Raw genomic sequence first — 3,894 nt, 5'->3', positions numbered from 1 at the left:
GCTGGCAACTGCCGCCGGGGCTGGCATCTTGGGGCGGGGCCGCGGGGGGGGGGGGGCGCGTGCCCTCGACCCCGCCCCCCCCCGGCGTGTCTCCGTCGCCGCTCAGCGGAACACCACTGTGCGGTTCCCGTCCACCATCACCCGGCTCTCCGTGTGCCACTTCACCGCGTGGGCCAGCACCTGTGCCTCCACGTCGCGGCCGACCGTGACGAGGTCGTCCGGGTCCAGGGAATGGTCCACCCGGACCACGTCCTGCTCGATGATCTGGCCCTCGTCCAGATCCGGCGTCACATAGTGCGCCGTCGCGCCGACCAGTTTCACCCCGCGCTCGTACGCCTGCTGGTAGGGCTTCGCGCCCTTGAAGCTCGGCAGGAAGGAGTGGTGGATGTTGATGGCGCGGCCCTCGAGCTCCTTGCACAGGTCGTCGGAGAGCACCTGCATGTAGCGGGCCAGCACCACCAGGTCGACGTTCAGTTCCCGTACCAGCTGCAGCAGCCGCGCCTCCGCCTCCGGCTTGGTCTCCCTGGTCACCGGGATGTGGTGGAAGGGGATGCCGTAGGTCTCCGCCAGCCCCTCGAAGTCGCGGTGGTTGGAGACGATGGCCGGGATCTCGATGTTGAGGGAGCCGGTCCGGCAGCGGAAGAGCAGGTCGTTGAGGCAGTGGCCGAACCTGGACACCATGATCAGCGTCCGGGTCGGGGTCGCGGCGTCCCGGAGGGTCCAGGTGATGCCGTGGGCCTCGGCGACCGGGCCGAACCGGTAACGCAGTATTTCCAGATCGACGTCCGGATCGGAAACGTCGAAGTGGACTCTCATGAAGAAGCGGTCCTGGAGCCGGTCGTCGAACTGCTGGCTCTGCAGGATGTCGCCCGAGTTCCGGACGAGGAAGCCGCTCACTGCGTGAACCAGTCCGGCCGTGTCCGGACACGACAGAGTGAGGACGTACTCACGGCCGGGATGCGGTCTAGGGGACATGCAGGGCCTCCCTTGGTGCGCATTGCACAACTTGGTGAGCGATACGCAACATGGTTGGGTCCCGTGCGGTCTGCGGTCAAGGGCGGCGGGGCAACTGCGTCGATGGCCGAATCGGGATCTGCCAACCCCTTGACGTGTGTCGGCCCATTCGGCAAGGGTGTTCCACCACAAGCAATTCAATGCACAATGCGCAACGAATTCCGGTCGAAGGGCTCGGCGCGTGGCAGATCTGTATGTGGACGGAGAATGGCGCGCTCCGGTGGCCGGCGGCCACCGGGAGATCCGCTGTCCGGCGGACGGCACGCTCGTCGCGAGAGTGTCCGAGGCGACGCGCGCCGACACCGATGCGGCGATTGCCGCGGCCCGGCGCGCCTTCGACACGGGCCCCTGGCCGCGCACCCCCGAACGCGAGCGCGGCGCACTGCTGTTGCGCACCGCCGGCCTCATCGAGCGCGACGCCAAGGAGTTCGCCCGGGCCGAGTCGCTCGACACCGCCAAGCGTCTGGCGGAGAGCGAGTACGACATCGCCGACGTCGTCTCCTGCTTCCGCTACTACGGCGGCATCGCCGGCACCAGCGCCGGCCGGGTGATCGACACCGGCCGCGACGACGCCCTCAGCCGGGTCACCTACGAGCCCGTCGGCGTCTGCGGACTGATCACCCCGTGGAATTACCCGCTGCTGCAGGCTTCCTGGAAGGTCGCCCCCGCCCTCCTCGCGGGCAACACGGTCGTACTCAAGCCCAGCGAGCTGACGCCCTCCACCTCGATCCTGCTGATGCGGGCCCTGCACGAGGCCGGGCTCCCCGCGGGCGCCGCCAATCTCGTGCTCGGCGCCGGAGCGGAGGCCGGAGCTCCGCTGTCCGACCACCCCGCCGTGGACATGGTGTCGTTCACCGGCGGCCTGCAGACCGGACGGCACATCATGGCCACCGCCGCCGCCACGGTGAAGAAGGTCGCGCTGGAGCTCGGCGGCAAGAACCCCAACGTCGTCTTCGCCGACGCCGACTTCGAGACCGCCGTGGACTTCGCGCTCACCGCAGTCTTCCTGCACTCCGGCCAGGTCTGCTCGGCCGGCGCCCGGCTGATCGTCGAGGACTCCCTCCACGACGTGTTCGTCGACGAACTCGTGCGCCGCGCCCGGCTCATCCGCCTCGGCGGCCCCTTCGACCCCGAGGCGGAGACCGGGCCGCTGATCTCGGCGCAGCACCGGGACAAGGTGGAGGCGTACGTGGCGGCGGGCCTGGCCGAGGGCGCCGTACTGCGCTGCGGTGGCGAACGACCCCACGACCCCGTGCTGGCGAACGGCTTCTACTACCCGCCCACCGTCCTCGACGAGTGCCGGCAGGACATGCGGGTGGTGCACGAGGAGTCCTTCGGTCCCGTGCTCACCGTCGAGCGGTTCGGCGACGAGGACGACGCCGTCCGCATCGCCAACGACACGGAGTACGGACTCGCCGGAGCCGTGTGGACGCAGGACGCGGGCAGGGCCCAGCGGGTCGCGCGCCGGCTGCGCCACGGCACGGTGTGGATCAACGACTACCACCCCTACGTGCCGCAGGCGGAGTGGGGTGGGTTCGGGCACTCGGGCGTGGGCCGGGAACTGGGACCGACCGGTCTGGACGAGTACCGAGAGTCCAAGCATGTCTGGCAGAACATCCAACCCCGGCCGCAGCACTGGTTCCGCGGCTGAACGCCGAAAAGAGGTCGACCGTGACCCCAGCACAGACCGAGGTGTCGCAGCGGCGCGACACGTCCGAGGCCCCCCGGGACCGCACCCCTGTGATCTCCGTGCGCCGGCTGTGGAAGGTGTTCGGGCCCAAGGCCGACCAGGTGCCGGACTCCGAGGAACTGTGCGGCCTCACCCGCCGCGAGCTCATGGACCGCACCGGATGCACCGCCGCCGTGCGCGACGTGAACTTCGAGGTGTCGCCCGGTGAGGTCTTCGTCGTCATGGGCCTGTCCGGCTCCGGCAAGTCCACCCTGGTGCGATGTCTCACCCGGCTGATCGAACCCACCGCGGGCGAGATCGTCTTCGAGGGCGAGGACATCCGCGGCGCCGACTCCAGGCGGCTGCGCGAACTGCGGCGCAACAAGTTCTCCATGGTCTTCCAGCACTTCGGGCTGCTGCCCCACCGCAGAGTCGTCGACAACGTGGCCTTCGGCCTGGAGATCCGCGGGATGAGCAAGGCGGAGCGCACCGAGCGGGCCATGGAGGTCGTGGAACTCGTCGGCCTGGCCGGATACGAGAACTCCTACCCCGACCAGCTCTCCGGCGGCATGCAGCAGCGCGTCGGCCTGGCCCGCGCCCTCGCCGGCGACCCGGACGTCCTCTTCTTCGACGAGCCGTTCTCCGCGCTCGACCCGCTGATCCGCCGCGACATGCAGAACGAGGTCATCCGGCTGCACCACGAGGTCGGCAAGACCATGGTGTTCATCACCCACGACCTCTCCGAGGCCCTCAAGCTCGGCGACCGCATCCTCATCATGCGCGACGGCAAGATGGTCCAGTGCGGCACCGGCGACGAACTCGTCGGGGCCCCCGCCGACGACTACGTACGGGACTTCGTCCAGGACGTGCCGCGCGGTGACGTGCTGACCCTGCGCTGGATCATGCGCCCCGCCGAGCCCGACGACGCCCTCGACGGTCCCGAACTGGGCCCCGAAGTCGTGGTGCGAGAGGCGACCCGCGTCGTGCTGGCCGCCGAGAAGCCGGTCAAGGTCGTCGAGAACGGGAAACTGCTCGGCATCGTGGGGGACGAGGAGATCCTCGCGGTGGTCGCCGGACAGCAGGGCGGTGCGTGATGGCCGTCGCCACCGACGCGACCGTGCCGGGCGCGGCCCCTCGCGGGGGGGGGGGGCGCCGCCGGGGGGCGCGCCCCCCCCCACGACGGGCGGCATGACGTCCTCGTGGGGCAGGAC

Annotated in this window: 3 protein-coding genes; 2 read left to right on the top strand and 1 reads right to left on the bottom strand. The window is 70.1% G+C overall.

Going from position 1 to position 3,894, the window contains the following annotated elements; genetic code table 11:
• Positions 1 to 102: 102 nt before the first annotated feature.
• Positions 103 to 975 carry a formyltetrahydrofolate deformylase gene (gene purU, locus ACFW2E_RS41870; RefSeq protein ID WP_384475920.1) on the bottom strand — a complete coding sequence of 291 codons (873 nt, stop codon included), beginning with the start codon at positions 973 to 975 and terminating at the stop codon, positions 103 to 105.
• A gap of 220 nt (positions 976 to 1,195) precedes the next feature.
• On the opposite strand from purU, the gene ACFW2E_RS41865 reads away from it, so the two are divergent.
• Both ACFW2E_RS41865 and ACFW2E_RS41860 read left to right on the top strand, forming a co-directional pair.
• Positions 1,196 to 2,665: an aldehyde dehydrogenase family protein gene (locus ACFW2E_RS41865; protein ID WP_384475917.1), complete on the top strand. Its 1,470-nt coding sequence runs from the start codon at positions 1,196 to 1,198 to the stop codon at positions 2,663 to 2,665.
• Between the two features lie 20 nt (positions 2,666 to 2,685).
• Complete coding sequence (locus ACFW2E_RS41860; RefSeq protein WP_384475914.1) at positions 2,686 to 3,777, top strand: glycine betaine/L-proline ABC transporter ATP-binding protein; 1,092 nt, start codon at positions 2,686 to 2,688, stop codon at positions 3,775 to 3,777.
• Positions 3,778 to 3,894 lie beyond the last annotated feature (117 nt).

The sequence above is a fragment of the Streptomyces sp. NPDC058964 genome (assembly GCF_042741275.1).
GTDB lineage: Bacteria > Actinomycetota > Actinomycetes > Streptomycetales > Streptomycetaceae > Streptomyces.
This window is presented reverse-complemented; position numbering and strand designations above follow the sequence as displayed.

Bases quoted from the DNA above. Each gene is read 5' to 3' on its own strand.
- purU (WP_384475920.1), bottom strand. From the start codon at position 975: ATGTCCCCTAGACCGCATCCCGGCCGTGAGTACGTCCTCACTCTGTCG.